Origin of the sequence: Novosphingobium sp. PhB55, from assembly GCF_004368805.1 — a bacterium.
Lineage (GTDB): Bacteria > Pseudomonadota > Alphaproteobacteria > Sphingomonadales > Sphingomonadaceae > Novosphingobium.
In genome coordinates, this window is record NZ_SODQ01000002.1 from 249,858 (window position 1) to 265,639 (window position 15,782).

General features: G+C 67.1%; 17 protein-coding genes. 6 read left to right on the forward strand and 11 right to left on the reverse strand.

Annotated elements, in window-relative coordinates:
- Window positions 1-2: 2 nt before the first annotated feature.
- Genes EDF57_RS05555 through EDF57_RS05565 form a run of 3 tightly spaced genes read right to left on the reverse strand, consistent with a single transcriptional unit; the run spans window position 3 to window position 2,637 of the window.
- On the reverse strand, window positions 3-1,145 hold the full coding sequence (locus EDF57_RS05555; protein WP_134093409.1) for a type III polyketide synthase: 1,143 nt from the start codon (window positions 1,143-1,145) through the stop codon (window positions 3-5).
- Window positions 1,142-2,404: a beta-ketoacyl-[acyl-carrier-protein] synthase family protein gene (locus tag EDF57_RS05560; RefSeq protein ID WP_134093410.1), complete on the reverse strand. Its 1,263-nt coding sequence runs from the start codon at window positions 2,402-2,404 to the stop codon at window positions 1,142-1,144. The genes EDF57_RS05555 and EDF57_RS05560 overlap by 4 nt, the downstream gene beginning before the upstream one ends.
- Entirely contained in the window at window positions 2,401-2,637 is a 237-nt protein-coding gene (locus tag EDF57_RS05565) for an acyl carrier protein (protein WP_132267549.1), read from the reverse strand. Before EDF57_RS05565 ends, EDF57_RS05560 begins: the two co-directional genes overlap by 4 nt.
- 444 nt (window positions 2,638-3,081) lie before the next feature.
- Here EDF57_RS05565 and EDF57_RS05570 point away from each other — a divergent pair, with 444 nt between their 5' ends.
- Window positions 3,082-3,423: a cupin domain-containing protein gene (locus EDF57_RS05570; RefSeq protein ID WP_134093412.1), complete on the forward strand. Its 342-nt coding sequence runs from the start codon at window positions 3,082-3,084 to the stop codon at window positions 3,421-3,423.
- A 122-nt stretch (window positions 3,424-3,545) separates the two neighbouring features.
- Here EDF57_RS05570 and EDF57_RS05575 read toward each other — a convergent pair whose 3' ends face one another.
- The 3 genes from EDF57_RS05575 to EDF57_RS05585 all read right to left on the reverse strand — a co-directional run bounded on the left by EDF57_RS05575 (window position 3,546) and on the right by EDF57_RS05585 (window position 7,376).
- Window positions 3,546-5,126 carry a hypothetical protein gene (locus EDF57_RS05575; protein ID WP_243840895.1) on the reverse strand — a complete coding sequence of 527 codons (1,581 nt, stop codon included), beginning with the start codon at window positions 5,124-5,126 and terminating at the stop codon, window positions 3,546-3,548.
- Window positions 5,126-6,520, reverse strand: a complete 1,395-nt coding sequence (locus EDF57_RS05580; protein ID WP_243840941.1) for a DUF4139 domain-containing protein — start codon at window positions 6,518-6,520, stop codon at window positions 5,126-5,128. Before EDF57_RS05580 ends, EDF57_RS05575 begins: the two co-directional genes overlap by 1 nt.
- Window positions 6,521-6,671: 151 nt before the next feature.
- Window positions 6,672-7,376: a TetR/AcrR family transcriptional regulator gene (locus EDF57_RS05585; RefSeq protein WP_134093413.1), complete on the reverse strand. Its 705-nt coding sequence runs from the start codon at window positions 7,374-7,376 to the stop codon at window positions 6,672-6,674.
- Window positions 7,377-7,571: 195 nt separating this feature from the next.
- Here EDF57_RS05585 and EDF57_RS05590 point away from each other — a divergent pair, with 195 nt between their 5' ends.
- The 3 genes from EDF57_RS05590 to EDF57_RS05600 are packed head-to-tail and all read left to right on the forward strand — an operon-like array spanning window position 7,572 to window position 9,900.
- A complete protein-coding gene (locus tag EDF57_RS05590; protein ID WP_134093414.1) occupies window positions 7,572-8,129 on the forward strand; it encodes a nuclear transport factor 2 family protein in 558 nt (185 codons plus the stop codon).
- The gene (locus EDF57_RS05595; protein ID WP_134093415.1) at window positions 8,126-9,442 is read left to right on the forward strand and encodes an aromatic ring-hydroxylating dioxygenase subunit alpha; all 1,317 of its coding nucleotides are present in this window, start codon (window positions 8,126-8,128) and stop codon (window positions 9,440-9,442) included. The genes EDF57_RS05590 and EDF57_RS05595 overlap by 4 nt, the downstream gene beginning before the upstream one ends.
- Window positions 9,439-9,900 carry a nuclear transport factor 2 family protein gene (locus tag EDF57_RS05600; protein WP_243840896.1) on the forward strand — a complete coding sequence of 154 codons (462 nt, stop codon included), beginning with the start codon at window positions 9,439-9,441 and terminating at the stop codon, window positions 9,898-9,900. The genes EDF57_RS05595 and EDF57_RS05600 overlap by 4 nt, the downstream gene beginning before the upstream one ends.
- Window positions 9,901-9,928: 28 nt before the next feature.
- Here EDF57_RS05600 and EDF57_RS05605 read toward each other — a convergent pair whose 3' ends face one another.
- The 5 genes from EDF57_RS05605 to EDF57_RS05625 form a co-directional block, all read right to left on the reverse strand.
- Complete coding sequence (locus EDF57_RS05605) at window positions 9,929-10,300, reverse strand: antibiotic biosynthesis monooxygenase (RefSeq protein WP_134093416.1); 372 nt, start codon at window positions 10,298-10,300, stop codon at window positions 9,929-9,931.
- A gap of 11 nt (window positions 10,301-10,311) precedes the next feature.
- Window positions 10,312-10,827, reverse strand: coding sequence for a VOC family protein (locus tag EDF57_RS05610; protein ID WP_134093417.1), 516 nt, complete (start codon window positions 10,825-10,827; stop codon window positions 10,312-10,314).
- An 18-nt stretch (window positions 10,828-10,845) separates the two neighbouring features.
- The gene (locus EDF57_RS05615; protein WP_134093418.1) at window positions 10,846-11,637 is read right to left on the reverse strand and encodes an SDR family oxidoreductase; all 792 of its coding nucleotides are present in this window, start codon (window positions 11,635-11,637) and stop codon (window positions 10,846-10,848) included.
- 165 nt (window positions 11,638-11,802) lie between these two features.
- Window positions 11,803-12,621: a glucose 1-dehydrogenase gene (locus EDF57_RS05620; RefSeq protein WP_134093419.1), complete on the reverse strand. Its 819-nt coding sequence runs from the start codon at window positions 12,619-12,621 to the stop codon at window positions 11,803-11,805.
- The gene (locus tag EDF57_RS05625) at window positions 12,618-13,397 is read right to left on the reverse strand and encodes an SDR family oxidoreductase (protein WP_132267536.1); all 780 of its coding nucleotides are present in this window, start codon (window positions 13,395-13,397) and stop codon (window positions 12,618-12,620) included. The genes EDF57_RS05620 and EDF57_RS05625 overlap by 4 nt, the downstream gene beginning before the upstream one ends.
- Before the next feature lie 149 nt (window positions 13,398-13,546).
- Between EDF57_RS05625 and EDF57_RS05630 the strand changes: the two genes are divergently transcribed.
- Together EDF57_RS05630 and EDF57_RS05635 are read left to right on the forward strand one after the other, a co-directional pair.
- The gene (locus EDF57_RS05630) at window positions 13,547-14,989 is read left to right on the forward strand and encodes an aromatic ring-hydroxylating dioxygenase subunit alpha (RefSeq protein WP_134093420.1); all 1,443 of its coding nucleotides are present in this window, start codon (window positions 13,547-13,549) and stop codon (window positions 14,987-14,989) included.
- A 4-nt stretch (window positions 14,990-14,993) separates the two neighbouring features.
- Window positions 14,994-15,770, forward strand: a complete 777-nt coding sequence (locus EDF57_RS05635; RefSeq protein WP_134093421.1) for a ThuA domain-containing protein — start codon at window positions 14,994-14,996, stop codon at window positions 15,768-15,770.
- Window positions 15,771-15,782: the final 12 nt, after the last annotated feature.

The following is a 15,782-nucleotide window of genomic DNA, read 5'->3' on the forward strand; positions in this document are numbered from 1 at the left end:
GGCTAGCGGGGGACCATTGTGAACCGGAAGCTCTCGGCCGCGAGTCCGGGGCCGAAGGCCATGGCGATGCCCTTGCCGTTGCCTTTGGCCTTTGCTTTGCCGAAGTCGCCCTCATCGTCCTGCGGCGCCGCGCCCGCATGGCTCTCGATCATCGCTGCCAGCACGAACATCAGCGTGGCCGAGGACATGTTGCCATAGCGCCGCAGCACGTCGCGCGAGGGGCCGAGCGCTGCGGGGGGCAACTCCAGCGCGCGTTCCACCGCGTCCAGGATCGTGCGGCCACCGGCATGGACCGCCCAGAGGTCGTAGTCTTCCGGCGCCAGTTCCCGGAAGATTCCCTGATCGTCGTTGCGGCTGCGCTCGGCGCGAAGGGCATTGGCGATGAAACTGGGCACGCGCCCATCGAGGTGCATGTCGAAGCCCTGGTCGCCGATGCGCCAGGTGATCGCCTCGGCCGAGCCGGCGATCGCGGCGGAGCGGAAATCGGTGAGCGCCACGCCCCTGGGTTCGGCGGTGACCAGCGCCGCGGCCGCGCCGTCTCCGAACAGCAGCATGGACAGCAGCTTTTCGAGGTCCTGCGTGCGCTGGAAATGGATCGTGCACAGCTCCAGGTTCACCACCAGCACCCGGGCTTCCGGTTCGGAGCGCACGATATGATGCGCCAGCCGCAGGGCGTTCACCGCCGCATAGCAGCCCATGAACCCGACCACGGTGCGTTCGACGGCGGGATCGATGCCGGTCTGCGCCACCAGCAGCTGGTCCAGCCCCGGCGCGACGAAGCCGGTGCAGGATGCCATGACGAGATGCGTGATCCCCTCGGCGGCGATGTCGGGGCTGAGCGCCCGCACCGCCTGGAGCGCCAGCGCCGGGGCGTCTCGTTCGTAGCGGGCCATGCGCTCGGCCGTAGAGGGCCAGTCGCCAAGGCCGTAGAAACGTTCGCGGTCGGTGAGCTGCCCGTCGGGCAGCACTTCCGGCTCGATGAACGAGAACCGCCGGTCGATCCCCGACCGCGAAACCATGCGGTCGAACAGGCGCAAATGCGCCGGCTCGCGAAGGGCCGAGCGCACGAAGGCGACGAAGGCGTCGTGGACCTGGTGGGGCGGGACGGCGGTGCCGATGGCGTTGATATGGGCGGTTGCGGTCATGACGGGAGCCGGCCGATCAGCACGGCGTTGAGGCCGCCGAAGGCGAAGCTGTTCGAGACCAGCACCCGGTGGTCTATCGGCACGGCGCCGGGCGAGGCTTCGGCAAGGGCCAGCGGCAGATCGCAATCCGGGGCGGCGCCGAGATGGTTGAGCACCGGCGGCGCAGCCCCGCGTGCGAGGGCCTCCATGCCGATGACGAATTCCATGGCCGCCGTCGCGCCGATCAGGTGGCCGTGGGCGGACTTGGTGGCGATCACCGTGCTTGCTTCCAGGGAGCGGCCGTAGATCGCCCGGATCGCCGCGGCTTCCACGGGGTCGTTCAGCCGCGTGCCGGTTCCGTGCGTGGAGATCAGCGCGGGCACTTCCGGAGCGATCCCGGCGTCCTCGTGCGCGGCGCGGATCGCGGTTTCTATGCCTTCGCGGTCCGGCGCGGTCATGTCGGCGGCGTCGCTGCTGGTGCCGTAGCCTGCCAGTTCGCCCAGGATATTCGCGCCCCGCGCCTGGGCATGGTCTTCGCTTTCCAGCACCACCACGGCCGCGCCTTCGCCCAGCACCATGCCCTTGCGGTCCTTCGAAAAAGGCCGGCAGGTATCGTCCGCCATCACTCCCACCGCGCTCCACGCCGTCCACGAGCCGAGCGTGAGGCAGGCCTCGCTGCCCCCGGCGATGGCCACGTCCGCGCGGCCGGAACGGATCATGTGCATCGCCTCTCCCAGGGCATGGGCGGAAGAGGCGCAGGCGCTGGCGATCACGAACGTCGGCCCGTGAATGCCCAGCACCATGGCCAGGTGGCTGGCGGGGGCCGAGATCATCGAAGCGGGGATCGTCTGCGGATGAACTTTCGCCAGGTCGCGGGCATAGAGGCGCTCGTAGGCCTGGTCCATGGTGGCATTGCCGCCGCTGCCGCAGCCGATCAGGATGGCCGTGCGCCGCGCCAGCGAGGGATGGCCGCGCAGCCCGGCGGCCTCTACCGCCTCCAGCCCGGCCGTCAGCGCGTGGAGCGAGAGGGGATCGAGCTGCCCCAGCGGCCGGAGGTCGTCCTTGTCGCCCACCGCCTGTTCCAGGGCCATGCGGCAGGCCTCGGCGTCGACACGGGCGGCGGGGCCGTCGATCCGCCAGGCGGGATGGCCTTCGGGCGCCTCGCGCCGCCAGGGCCGGATCGCCCCTTCGCCTGCGGCCAGCTTGCGCCAGGTCTGCGCCAGGCCGATGCCCAGGCCGCTGACGCAGCCGAAGCCGGTCAGGACGACCTTGCGGCTCACGAAGGGGCCAGTCGCATCACGAGGTCCACGAAATCGGCGATGGTGGAATGGGGATCGAGCTTGTCGGGATCGACTTCCACGCCGAACTTGTCCTCGATGATGAAGAGCGTGCTGGCGACGTCGAGCGAGCCTATGTCGAGCTGTTCGAACGTGGCGTCAGGCCGCAAGGCAGCGGGATCGAGCCCGGACTCTTCCGCAATGACACCCAGGATCGCTTCCTTGGAAACCGTCATGCCGCTGCTTTCCCCTTCCATGTTTCTGGTTTCGGTGAACCGTTATCCGGCCTGTCTTGCCGATGCCGGGCCGTCTTTGCCTGCGGGCCGCTCATGCGGTGCGCTGCGCATCGGTGAGACGGGCGGCGGCAAAGGGCCCGTTCGTCGCGGGCGGGCCAGCCGGGGCCGCAAGGGACGCGATCGAAACCAGGGCGAGCAATGCCTTCATGACGATCCTCCACCATGGCCGAAATGTCGGGCCGGAGGAGACGGTATCACGCACAATCAGCCGCGTACATGGAATTGCGCCCGTGAAGACAGGGTCATGCGGAATGGTCGGCCAGCCCGATCCGGCATGCTCCGGCCGGGGCAGGATTGTCGGCGCGGCGAAGGTGATCTAGGCCTCGCAGACGGCAGGGCAGACAGGCAGGGCGGACAGTTGGGCGATCAGGTGGGGGAAAGACGATGACGGACGTGCTGAAACTCTTGCCGATCCTGTCCGGCGCGGATGAGGGGGAGCGCTTCGACGATCTGCTGCGCCGGCCGGGTGTCCGCATCGAGCGGATCGAATCCCACGGCCACATCACCCCGGCCGACCAGCCCTATGTGCAGGACTGGGACGAATGGGTCCTAATTCTCTCCGGCGCGGCGGAACTGGATCTGGACGGCACGGGGCCGTGCAGGCTGGGCATGGGCGAGGCACTGTTGATCCCGGCAGGCACGGCGCACCGCGTCACCTATACCGCCGATCCGACGATCTGGCTGGCCATCCACCTGGGCGAGACCGAGCCGCCCGCTGCCGGGTAGGAGAGAGCGGTCTGCACGGGCCTGGTTCGGGACCACGACCGGAAACGGATTCTCCCTCGGCGGGGCGCCTTTTTTGCCTTAAGTTCGCCAGCGGTGCGGGACGACGACAACCTTAAGCGGATTCAGAAACCGTAGCGCAATTCGGCGGTGCCGCGCGGGGGCAGGGTAAGCGACCAGGTCGCCACGCCGTCGATCCGTTCGAGACTCTGCCCTTCTGCGGTAATGTCCTGCCCGGCGGAACCGATCGGCACATCGACCGCGACGGGGAAGGGATTGGCGTTGGTCAAGCTGAGCACGGCGCCCTTTGGCGAGGTTTGGCGCTGCGAGACCAGCACTTGCGTGCTGGTTCCGGCGGAAAGGCGAAAGGTTTCGCCTTCGGCGCGGTCGGTGAGCGAACCCAGGCCGAGCAGCTGCGTGCCGGTTCCGGGCGCCTGCGCATAGAGCGCGGTGCTGCCGGCGGGAAGGGCAAGGCCCAGCCCCGCCTCACTCTTGTTGCGCAGCACCAGGACCATGGCGCTCGGCGCATTGTCCAGCCTCTGCCCCGGATAGACCGCGCGCCGGTAGCGTCGCTCGAAAGGAACGGCGCTGCGGGTGAGCAGGGCCACCTGCTTCTGCCCGCGCGGGGAGACGGTGACGCGTTCGGGCACACGGTAGAGCTTGAGATCGCCCAGGTCTTCCGGTGGCGGCGGGGGAGGCGGCGGCGGTGGGGGCGGCGGCGCAGGTGCTGCCATGGGGGGCGGGGGCGGCGCTCCGGCGCGCATGGCCGTGACGAAGATTTCCTCCGCCTGCGGAACGATCCGGCGCAAGTCGGAAGTGGTGGTGCCCAGGGGATAGCAGACGAGGCGCAGTGCCGAGACCGCGGCGCGCAAGGAGGGCGTGTAGACCCGGTTGAGGCGCCCGGCGACGGCGTTCACTTCGGCATCGGCGAAAGCCTGTCCGTTGCCGTTGGCCAGCGTCAGCCAGGCGAAGAGATCCAGCGAGCGACCGTCCGCGGCCTGGGTCGCGACATAGCTGGCACGCCAGTCGAAGCCCGCGGCGATGTAGCTGAGGCGCACGGTGACCGTGCGCGCGGCCGGGCTTTCGGTGGTCACGCTCAGCACCGGCTTGCTCGAAAGGCCGGCCGGCACACCGTCGTAATGCAGCTGTTCGGGCAGTCCCGAACAGCGCAGCGTCTCGATCCCCGCCTTCGTCTGGAGCACGACACCGGGCTGAGGCCCTGCAACGATGGTGGCATCCTCGCTCACCGGGCGGCCAGTGGCCTTGTCCGTGCGCGTCAGCGTGACCTGTCGCCCCAGCGTGCCGTCCACCAGCGAGGCGGGCGAGAGCAGGCGGGCGTCGCGGTTCTTCTCGATCGTGCCGCCGGGCAGGCCCTCGATCACGGCGGTGACCGGGATCACGCCCTCCGCCACGCCTTCGAAGCGTAGCACCGCCCGGCCGCGCGGCAGGCGGACCTTGCGCGTTTCCGTCACCATGGCGAATCCGTCGAGGTTGCGCAGGTTCAGCGATCCCCTTCCGTTCGGCGCGCGGTAGACGGTCAGCGAAACCCGGTCGGGCCTGGGCGAGATGACGGTGATGTCCGGCCTGGCGCGCTGCGGCGCGGCGCGCGGCGCCGGGGCGCTGTCCTGCACCCGATCCTGCGCTTCCAGCGCAGGCGCCGCAAGCGACGCAGGCAGCAGGACCGCCAGGCAGAGCCGCCGGAACATCAGTAGCGCGTGTCGAACGTGGCGGTGACGACCGCCTCTCCATTGGCGGGGACCGGCACCTGCCAGACCGTGGAGCCTGCATCGCGGCGCTCGCTCTTGCGGTTTTCCTCGGTCACGCGCGTATCCGTCCAGTCCAGGCCGCTCTGGACCAGTTCGACGGTGGCCGGCCGGCCCCGCGCATTGGTCAGGCGGTAGCGCATCTGGGTGCGCCAGCGCTGGTCCCCCAGCTTGGTGCGGGCGACCACGGTGGGCTGCACTTTCACGTCGAAAGCGTCGCCGGTGGGCAGGGAGATCGTCGATCCCTGCGGGGTGTGATCGATGCTGTTCTCGCCGGTGAACTGCGGCTGGCCGCGCGCGTCGCGCACATAGACGCGCACCGTGCCGGCGGGCAGCGCGTCTCCCAGGCCGGCGGCGCCGGAATTGGCGAAGCGCAGCACGCTCTGGGCGCTGCGGCTCTCGTTCGCGCTACCCAGCCAGCCGTTCTCGAACCGGTATCCGGCGCTGGCGGCCACGCCCTTCGCGTCAAGGAAGCTGACCTGCTTGGTCTGCTTGTCGGCAATGGTGGTGCGCTCTGCCAGGGGATAGAGATAGAAATCGCCCAGTTGCTCGCGCTCGGCACTTTCGGTGCCGGGTTGCACGCGGGTCATGCGGCGGGGCTGGGGCATGTAGCTGTTGCGATCGTTCGTATTGCCCACTTCGCCGGCCACCAGCAGGGTGCGCGCATTGTTGAACGTGGTGCCGCTGGTGTTGGTGAGGGTGACCCAGCCCTGCACGTCCACTTTCCCGCTCTTGTCGTCGAACAGGGCGACATAGTCCGCGCTCCAGCCCAGGCCGCCGCTGAGATAGGAGAGCGTTGCCGGCCGCGTGCCCGACCGCGTGCTGGCGAGCGTGACGGACAGCGTGGGGCGGGCACGGAGCGATTCGGGCACGCGGTCGAACACGGCGCGCACCGGCAGACCGTCGTCCCGCAGCACTTCGACATGACCGCCGACGTCCAGCACCACGCCGCCGTTTACCGCCAGGACTTTCGCCTTCTCGCGCGTTTCGGCGCCGGTGGCGGGATTGGTGCGGATGAGAGTGATCGTTTCTCCCTGCGCCTTTTCCATGAGGCTGGACGGGGTGAGCAGGTCGAAGTCGAAATTCTGCTCCACGATGGCGGCATCGGCCACGGTGAGCGAGACCGTCTCTGGCCGGATGCGGGCGCTGACATCGGGGAAGTTCTGCCGCACGCGGCCGCTGGCGAGGCTGAGCTGGCGCACGTCCTGCACCAGGGCGACATCGTTGTTGTAGATCGTGACCGAGAGATCGCCCTGCGCCGTGGGTGCATTGGGCGTGGCGGGGTCCGTGGGGGCAGGTGCCTGAGCCGTTTCCTGCGCCGCCAGCGGCAGTGGCATGAGGCAGAGGGCCAGGATCAGCACGGCCCCTATCGGAACCACACGCGCGAAACGACCGGCCAGAAACGTGCGCATCGAATTCCCCTCTGCCATGACCGCTCCTTCATGCCGGTCCGCAGCGCGTCATTCAATGCACACTTGCTGTAAGATTTTACGAAAACGGATCTTTCTCCGCCTTGACCGGCTCGCGATGCTCGTTGAGGTCCTGCATGGTGCGGGCGGCGAAGCGGTGTAGGCGGGCCAGTCGTTCGCCGCTGCCGAAGATCGGCCGGTGCAGCAGCATGCCCATGTGCATGGCGCTGGTGAAATCGTGCGCCAGCTTGAGATTGTCCCAGTCGTCGCGCCACTGCGGGAAGGCCTCGATCATCTCGCCCATCCAGATCTCGTCGTAGCGGCGGGCGACGGGATCGAAGATGGCTGCCAGTTCTGCGTTCGTCCGCGCCGCCACGGTCAGTTCCAGCCAGGCGGCATATTCGCGCGTCTGCACCGAGCGCCAGTGCGCCTCGCAGGCCAGCTCGATCTTCGGTTCGCCGGCGCGGCGGGACAGCAAGTCGAGATAATCGTTTAGGAAGCTGCGCATGCGGTGGTAGACGGCGTGGTCGAGCACGGCGCCGACCAGCGCCAGCCGCGAAGGAAAGTGGTGGTGCATGGCCCCGCGCGAAACGTCGCAGCGCGCCGCGACGGCGGCCGTGGCGAGGCCGGGATAGCCGTGTTCGACCAGGCAGTCGATCGCCGCCGAAACCAGCCGCTCGCGCATCCGCGCGCTCTTGCGTTGCTGCCATTTGACGGGCGGTTCGGCATGGATTTCCGGGGCCAGGGCGCTGAGGATGCGGTCCTGAAGGGTTTCGCTGTTCATGGCCTCTCCTTGGCCCTCATTGCTGCCTCACGTTGCTGCCCCTCTGGGCATGCGAACGCCACCTAGCCTTAGTCGCAGGTGAGGGACTGGGCCGCCTCATACCATAAAACCGGCAGTTGAGTCGGTTTTGGACGGCTCATCGGGCCCATCCAGACATGCCGCGAAGGCATGCGGGGGCGGAGAGGAAGGCAGACCATGACCGAGGCGCAACTGGCGACAGCCTACGATATTGCGGCGGAAGTGCGCGACCTTGCCGCAAGGCGCGACATTGCCGAGGCAGCGCACCGCTACATGCGCGGGCTGGACCGGCTCGACGCGGCGCTCCAGCGCCAGGCGTTCCACGATGACGCGATGATCGACTGCGGGCTGATGAAGGGGCCGGCGGACGAATTCGTCGCCTTCTGCCAGGATCTGCTCGGCACGATGGAAGCGACGCATCACCTGCTGGGCCAGCACCGCATCGAGATATCGGGCGAAAGCGCAACGGGCGAGGCCTATTTCCAGGCCTGGCACGGCGTGCGCGACGAGGCGGGCGGGGTGCGCGACCTCTTCATCGCCGGGCGCTATCTGGACGAATACGCCTGCCGGGACGGCGAATGGCGCATCACCTCGCGCCTGCTCGTGACCGACTGGGTCAAGGACGACCCCGGCTCGCTCGATTTCTTCGCCGCCAATCCCGGCGCCGTTCGCGGCGGGCGCCGCGGTGCGGATCCCAGTTACACCAAGGCCCGACAGGCAGGAGCAGGTTCATGAACCTCCAGAGCAAGGTTTCCCGCTATTCGCAGGAATTCGATCCGCCGGTGCGCGGCGATACCATCACTGCCGACCGCTATATCTCCAAGGAGTGGATGGCAGGCGAGATGAAGAACCTCTGGCCCAAGGTCTGGCACCTGGGCGGCGTGCTGGCCGATCTGGAGGAGCCGGGCGACGTGATCCGGCACAATTTCGTCAAGGAATCCGTCATCATGGTGCGGCAGGAGGACGATTCCGTCCGCGCCTTCTACAATTCCTGCCCCCATCGCGGAAACCGGCTGATCCTGGCCGATGTGACCAGCGTGCCGCGCATCACCTGCGGCTACCACAACTGGACTTATGACTTGGACGGCACGCTCATCAAGGTGCAGGATCCGGACGATTTCGAGGGCGGCAGCCCCTGCGGCAAAGTCCACTTGTCCGAACTGCGCTGCGAGACCTGGGGCCCGTTCGTGTTCTGGTGCATGGACGACGACGTCGCCCCGCTGCACGAATGGCTCGCGCCTTTCCCCGAGCGTCTGGCCGGCTATGGCATCGAGAACTGGGTGCGCGTGCTCAACCTCTCGGCCGATTGCGAGTTCAACTGGAAGATCATCCGGGACAATTTCAACGAGAGCTACCACCTGCCGACCATTCACCCGGAGCTGGCGACTTTCATCAACGACGGGCTGCCGGACACACTGTTCGAGATGTACCCATCGGGCCACAACTCGATGTGGATGAAGGGCCATCAGGCCACCACCCGCGTCGATTACCACACCACCGAAGTCCCCGCCCCGCTCGACCAAATCGCGCGGGCCTGGGGTATCGACCCGGAGGCCTACGCCGGCCACACCGGCGACTTGCGCGCCGCCGTGATCGAGGCGAAGCGGCGGCTGGGGCCGGGCCGGGGCTTCACCAACTACGATAGGATGAGCGACCAGCAGCTGGTGGACTATTTCCACTGCACGCTGTTCCCCAACCTGACGCTGACCATGAGCCCCGAACAGCTCCAGGTCCTGCGTACGGAGCCGCATCCCACCGATCCCGAGAAGTGCGTGTTCCAGCACTGGTGCCTCTATCCGCCCGTGGAAGGCATGCGCGAGGTGGAGACTCCGCTCGGCACCGTGCCGCTGCGGCATGACGCGGTGGCGCGCCATTCGGTCTATGGCGACGGCGTTTCGGTGGGCTTCGTGGCGGATCAGGACCTCTCGATCGGCACCAGCCAGCAGCAGGGCCTCAATTCGCGCGGCTTCAAGGGCTGCATCCTGCCGGGCCAGGAAAAGCGCGTGCAGCGCTTCCACGAACTGCTCAACGACATGGTGCAGGGGTGAGCCCGGCGGCGCCCCGTCTCATCGAAGCATGCCCGATCGAGGACAGGCTGGCGATCCAGGACCTGCTGATCGCCTATGCCCATGCGGTGGACAGTCTCCACGACATCGACGGCATCCTCGCCGTCTTCGTGGAGGATGCGGTGTTCGACCTGTCGGGCATCGGTTTTCCGGCTCTGGAAGGGCACGCGGCGATCGGCGGGTTCTTCCGCGATACGTTCGCGGCGATGGCCGCGCACGCGCATTACCTCAGCAACTTCGCGATCACCGCCTACGAAGGCGACCGGGCCTCGATCCGTGCCTATGTCACCGGCATGGGCCGGTACGCGGCCGGTGGCGGGATCACCGTCCACGGGCGCTATTACTTCGATGTCGTGCGCACGGCGGCGGGCTGGAAGGCCGTGCGCTATACGATGGATTTCCTGATACCGCCCGAAGGCGCGGTGCCGGTCGAGGGATAGCCCCGGCCGGCTTGCCGCCCGCGGGCGGTCAGTCGACCGAGTCCTGGAGCGTGACGCCGAAAATCTCCCTGCGCGGCCAGCCATCCTCGTCGTAGACCGGCTCTACGCCTGTGGCCGCGTAGATCTGCACCGCAAAGCCCGTAAGCTCGTAGCGGCCGAGATGGTCGCGCATGGCGGCATAGGAGCTGTGCGCGAAGTGGCCGAGCAGGGCGCGTTCGCTCTCCCATTCCTCGTAGACGTGGATCAGGCCGGGATCGAGCGGATCGACCGCCCAGTTGTAGGCCGTGCAGCCCTGTTCCTCGCGGCTGGAGGCGATATGGGCGGCGCCGCCGCGGATGATCTCGCCGCAGAGCGCGTCGTCGCCCGCAAAGCGAAGGGTTCCGGCCACGATGATGCGCATGATGAGTCCTTTCAGATCGGGCGGATGGCCGGTGTCTCGTGGATTTCCAGGATTTCGAAGACGTTGCCGAAGAAGTCGCGGCAATAGGTTCCTGCGTAGCCGTGCCGGCTGCCGTCGGCATCGGTGGTGATGGTGGCCAGTTCCGGCGGGGCGTGCACGGGAAGCCCGGCCGCGACGATACGCGCGTGGACGGCGGCAAGGTCCTGCACCTGCAAGGCGATATGGGTATAGCCATATTCGTTGACGCCGCGGCGCGGGTCCTGCGGCTGCTGCTTCGGCGCGCTATATTCGAAGACCTCGATCTGCACATTGCCGAGGCGGCAGAAGAACTGCTCCGCCGCGCTGCCCTGCAAGCCGACGATCTCGTCGATGAAGGGATTGTCGGCCCAGTGCAGGGGCTCCACTTCTTCGACCGCGCCGAGGATGCACAGGTAGAATTCGCGCGCCTTGCCGAGATCGGGCACCGAGACCCCGATGTGATGAATGCCGAGGATGCCGGGAAGCGGGCCGGGGGAGCTGGGTGTCATGGGATCTCTCCGGAAGGGTCAGACCTGGCTGAATCCTCCGTCCATCACGAGTTCGTCGCAGGTCATGAAACTGGATGCCTCGCTGGCGAGGAAGACCACGCCGCCGGCCATTTCCTCCGGCCTGCCGAGGCGGCCGATGGGGTGGGTGGTGTTCATCGCCGCCAGCGAAGCCTCTCGCGAGGGCGAGGCGCCGAGTTCGACATAGCGGTCCATGATCGAGGCCAGCATCGGCGTCTCGATCCCGCCGGGGTGCACCGAATTGACGCGGATATTGTACTTGAGCGCCGCGAATTCGGCGCCCAGGCACTTGGACAGCATCTTGATCGCCGCCTTGCTGACGCAATAGGCCGCATTGAACGCCGCGCCGCGCAGGCCGCCGACGCTGGAGAAGTTGATTATCGAGGCCCCGCCCTTGCGCGCCTTGCCGCCTTCCTTGAGCAGATCCAGTAGGACTTGCGTGCCGATGATCGCGGAATCGACGTTGATCGCGTTGATCCGGTGGAATTCGGAGAGCGGGGTCTCCTCGAACCTGGTGACGATCGAGAGGCCGGCGTTGTTCACCAGCACGTCGAGCCGGCCATAGTTTCCGCGAACCAGCGCCTCCACCGCGCGCCAGTCGCCCTCGCTGGTGACGTCGTGCTTCAGGTAGTGGTCGGCGCCTTCGATCTCCGCCCCGTCCTTCAGATCGGTGGCGATGACGGTGGCGCCGGCGGCCTTCAGGGCCTTGACGATCTCGCGGCCGATGCCGCCTGCCGCGCCGGTGACGACGGCGATGGTGTCGGGAAGGGCGCCGGGTGAGGGTGCGGTCATCGTAGGTTTCTCCAGAAGGCTGTCATTTCGTTGGTCCTTCCCTCGCCTTTCGTCATTGCGAGGCCCGAAGGGCCGCGGCAATCCAGAGCGCAATGGCGCGGCGCTGGATTGCTTCGTCGGCTTCGCCTCCTCGCAATGACGAAGGGGGGAGAGTGTCCAGAAGGGTCACTGCGCGGTCCAGCCGCCGTCGATGACCAGCTCCGCGCCGGTCATGTAGGAACTGTCGCTTGAGGCGAGGAAGAACACCGCGCTCGCCAGTTCGGAAGGATCGGCCAGACGGCCCATCGGCGTCTTGCTCGACATCAGGTCCACCAGATCCTGCGGCTTTTCGGCGACGCCCTTGTCCACCCAGCGCTGGAAGCCTTCCTTGAGCAAGGGCGTCATCACGAAGCCGGGATGCAGCGAATTGGCGCGGATCGGCATTTTCTTCTCGGCGAATTCCAGCGCGATCGACTTGGTGAACAGCCGCACCGCGCCCTTGCTGGCGTTGTAGCCGGAAACCTCGCTCATGCCGACGAGGCCCATGATCGAGCTGACATTGATGATCGAGGCGCCGCCCACCACGTCCGCGCCGCTTGCGGCCATCAGCGGCACGAAGGTGCGCACGCCCAGGAACACGCCGTCGACATTGATGCTCATGATCCGGCGCCAACCCTCCAGCGAGGTTTCGGCGACCGGGCCGGTCAGGTCGATCCCGGCGTTGTTGACCAGGATGTGCAGCTTGCCGTGGCGCCGGGTGACGGCACCCAGCGTGGCCGCCCAATCCTCCTCGCTGGTTACATTGGCCTGCACATAGCTGGCGGCCTGTCCCAGCCGGCCCAACGTCTCGACCACCAGCGCGCTGTCCTGCGCCTCAAGGTCGGTGAGCACGACTTCCGCGCCCTCGGCCAGAAAACGCTCCACGCAGGCGAGGCCGATGCCGCGAAGCCCACCCGAAACCAGCGCAACGCGGCCCTTCAGCCGCTGCGAACCCAGATCGCTCATACGCCCATCATCCCTGCCGTGGTTGCCCCGTCGATCACGTATTCGCTGCCGGAGACGAACTGCGATTCGTCGGATGCGAACCACGCGACCAGCCCGGCGATCTCCTCCACGCGCGCCATCCGGCCGAACGGGGACAGGCCCTCGTAAGCGGCGCGGGTGGTCGCCGGATCGCCCGAAGTCTCGATCAGGTTGCGGATCAGCGCCGTCTCCACCACGCCGGGCAGGATCGCATTGACGCGGATGCCGTACTTGCGATTGCCCGCGTGGACCGCTGCCGACTTCACCAGCGCGACGACGGCCGCCTTGGAGACCGAATAGGCCACGAAATTGCCCATCGCCCGGTGCGCGTTCATCGAGGAGTTGACGAGGATCGACCCGGTCGGCCCATCCGGGTTTTTGGCCATCAACCGCATCGCGTGCTGCACGGTGAGCATGGCGCCGGTCTGGTTGACGCCGATGACGTTCTCCCAGCCCTCCAGCGAGATGTCCTCCACGCTGCCGTCGCCATGTTCGGTGCCGGCATTGGCGAAGGCGAAGTCCAGGCGGCCGTAATCGTTCGCGATCCGCGCGGAGAGCGCATCCCATGCGGCGCCGTCGCGCACGTTGTGGCTGACGAATTCGGCGCCGGTCTGGCTGCACACCGCGTCTGCGGCATTGCGATTGGAGCCGGTGAACACGACCCGCGCGCCTTCCGCGCAGAGCCGCTGCACGGCCCCGGCGCCGATGCCGGATGTGCCTCCGGTGACGAGGGCCACCTTGCCTTCAAGCCGCTTCACGGCATTCTCCCAGCTGTTCGTTGCTTTCGAACATGGCGGATCTGCGTGATGGGGCAACCTATGATTAGAGCAAGGTGACTTCCCCTTCCCGCCGGTCCAGACATGCCCCAAACAGGGAAAAACGAAACAGGTTGGGAGACCTTGGAGCCATGGCCGAACGCGACCTTGAATTGGGCCGAGATCTGGGAGAGGACCGCAGCGAGGGCATCAGCTGGGCCGAACTCATGGCGCAGGATTCGCGGCAAGCGCCCGCGATCCTGACGCAGGAGAGCTATAGCTATCGCGGGTCGGACCCGATTCCGGCGGAGCGCTACATCAGCGAAGACTTCGCGCGCCTGGAACGCGAGCGGATGTGGCCCTACGTCTGGCAGTTCGTGGCGCGCGAGGAAGACCTGCCCGAAACGGGCGACTTCATCGTCTACGAGAACGCGGGCCGGTCCTACCTCGTCAGCCGTCAGGACGATGGATCGATCCGGGCGATGCACAATGTCTGCCTCCATCGCGGCCGCAAGCTGCGGACCGAGGACGGCCATGCCGACAAGTTCGTCTGCCCGTTCCACGGCTTTGCCTGGAACAAGGACGCCAGCTTCCATTCGATGCCCTGCCAGTGGGATTTCCCGCATCTGGCCGAACAGAACCTCGACCTGCCCGAGGCCGAAGTGGGCCGCTGGGCCGGCTATGTCTTCATCCGAGAGGAAAAGGGCGGGCCGAGCCTGGAGGAATTCCTCGCGCCGCTCCCCGAGCATTTCAAGCGCTGGCGGCATGAGGAATGCGCCAGCGTGATGCGCGTGGCGAAGGAAGTGCCGGCCAACTGGAAAGTGGTGATGGAGGCCTTCATGGAAGCCTGGCACACCATCGTCACCCACCCGCAACTGCTGCCGTTCACCGGCGATTCCAATGCCGCCTACTGGACCTGGGGGGACAATGTGAACGTCAACCTCGTGCCCTTCGGCGTGATGAGCCCGCATATCGAGCAGGGTCAGGGCGAGCAGTGGATCGTCGACGAATTCGTCAAGTACAACGGCCGCTCGGGCGACAATTACGAGGGCGAGGCTTCGGCCAATCCCATGGCGATCCGCGTGCCCGAGGGCGTCACCGCCCGCGCGGCACTGGGTGCGGCGATGCGCGCGGCCTATACGGAGAGCACCGGCTACGACCACGGCGATGCCACCGACGCCGAACTGCTGGACGCTCTGGTCTACAACGTCTTCCCCAATTTCGCGCCCTGGGGCGGCTATATGCCGAACATCGTCTACAACTGGCTGCCCGGAAAGACGCCGGACACTTGCGTCATGGAAGTGCGCGTGCTGGCGCGCATTCCCAAGGGCCAGCCGATCCCGCGCGGCGCCCCGCTCAAGATGCTGCGACTGGACCAGAAATGGACCGAGGCGCCGGAACTCGGCATCCTGGGTGACGTGTTCGAGCAGGACATGGACAACCTGCCTTACGTGCAGGAAGGGCTCCATGCCTCGAAGACGGGCAAGGTGAACCTCGGCAATTACCAGGAAATCCGCATCCGCCAGTTCCAGGACACGCTGATGAAATATATCGGCGGCGAACTGGGCGGTTCGAAGTCGGGCGGGGCAGCTTGAATTCATGAGCGACACTGCTGAAAGCCACCCGCCGCGCATCGACTGCGTGCTGATCTGCGGCGGGGTGTGGCACGACATGGACTTCGCCCGGCTGGAGCTGCTCAAGCTGCTGGCCGAGGATCCCGCCGTGCGCACCCGCGTGTTCGAGGACTACGAGAACCTTGACGCCATCCGCGGCGCCGATGTGCTCATCACTTACACCTGCGACGTCACGCCCTCGCTGGCGGCGCAGGAGGTGCTGCGCGACTGGCTTTCCGCCGGCGGGCGCTGGTATGCGCTTCACGGCACCAATTCGGTGCTGCGCCTGCTGGCGGACGGACCCGATGCGGGCTTGTGGGATGCGCCGCGCTGGGCGCCGCTGTTCATGGGCCTGCTGGGCAGCCAGTTCGTCAGCCACCCGCCGATCGCGCCTTACACGGTCAGGGTGGCCGATCCCGGCCATCCGCTGGTGCAGGGCATCGCGCCCTTCGACACGACCGACGAACTCTACCACATGGAGCGGCACGGCGACCTGCATGTCCTGCTCGAAACCGAATGCACCGAGGAAGGCACCGGCTTCGTCGAGGCGGCGGATGCCATCGGCACGCACCCGGTCATGTACATCAAGCAGCACGGCAAGGGCGCGGTGCTCTACAACACGCTCGGCCATTGCCGGGGCCATTACGACCTGCAGCCCATGCTGGACTGGTGGCCCACGGTGGACCGCTGCGCCTGGGACTTGCCGGTGTTCTACGAACTGCTGCGCCGCGGGATCGGCTGGATCAAGCAGCGCGAGCGGTAGCGCAACTGCCGG